The sequence below is a fragment of the Methanobrevibacter sp. 87.7 genome, from assembly GCF_002208625.1.
Classification (GTDB): Archaea; Methanobacteriota; Methanobacteria; order Methanobacteriales; family Methanobacteriaceae; genus Methanarmilla.
In genome coordinates this window covers 1-1,257 of sequence record NZ_MRCT01000270.1, presented here as the reverse complement: position 1 = coordinate 1,257, position 1,257 = coordinate 1, and the positions used below count along the sequence as shown (strand labels likewise).

Sequence of the window (1,257 nt, the reverse complement as noted above, 5' to 3'; positions counted from 1 at the left end):
AACGAAAATAAAATAAAAGAATAAAAAAACTTAAGAAAATTTTATAAAATATAAAATAAATTAGAATAAATATAATGAAAAATGACTTTATAATAAAAAATATTAAGATTTTATTCAAAATATTTTATAAAAAAATAATAGAAAATTAAATCTTTGGTTCTAATTTTTTAATAAAAAAACCCATAAAAACAATAATTATAGGAAAAAAGAAAACATATAATATTATTAAAGCATCTGGAGCTAAAATTTCACCAATTACTGTTGATGCTCCAATTATCATTATCAAAAATACAACAGGAACTAAAATTACAAGAAAAGTATAAATCATTATAAAAGCATTAAGTTTTTGAGAATAATTTTTTAATTTAATTCTCATATTAAAAGCAGTATCTTCTGCAATAATAGATAAAACCTTAGAAAGATTAGATCCTATCTTTTTACTAGTGATAATTTGATAAACTAAACGATTTAAACTTTCTGAATTTACTCTTTTAGACATGTTAATTAAAGAATCTTCAATTAACATACCATACTTAACTTCATTAATTACTCTTGAAAATTCAAGAGATAAAATACCATAATCTGATTTTGAAATAGATAATAAAACATCATTTAATCCTTTACCTGCCTTAAGTTCAATGCTCATTTGTCTTAATGCAAAAGGAATTTCTCTTGAAATATTTGAATAAAGACTTTTCTTTTTAAATTCAGGAAGTTTAATTATAGAATAAAATAATAAAAATAAAAGAATAAAAGTAATTAAACCAAATTCAATTGAAATATAAGAAGAGATAATAAAAATAATTAAAGAAATAATTAAAAAAAATTTATAATTATGATTAAATCGTTTAGATAAATTATTAAAATAAGATTCATCAATTTTACTTGTAATATTATCAAATACTTTAAATTCATTATAATTAGAATCATCTACAGTATATAAATAATTCTTATTAAAATTAGAATGAAAATAATTTTTAACATCAAATATAAATTTACTATTTTCAAAATAATTTTTATTGATATTATATAAATTATCCTCTTTATTAGTATTTAAATTATTATTAAAACTAAATAAATTATTATTTTTAATATTTAAATTAAAATATTTATTAAAACTAAATTTTAAATATTCTTTATTTGAGTTAAAACCAATAAGAAGGTTAAATACATAATAAATTAAATTAATAAAAAAATTTATTATATAAATTAAAAAATTAATAAATTCTATAAAAAATTTTTCATACATGATTAAAC

1 protein-coding gene is annotated in these 1,257 nt (G+C 15.8%); it reads right to left on the bottom strand.

Annotation, left to right across the window (positions count from 1 at the left end; all coding sequences use genetic code 11):
* Window positions 1-145: 145 nt before the first annotated feature.
* A partial coding sequence (locus BGI41_RS08150; RefSeq protein ID WP_233126349.1) for a type II secretion system F family protein occupies window positions 146-1,257 on the bottom strand: 1,112 nt, incomplete at its 5' end.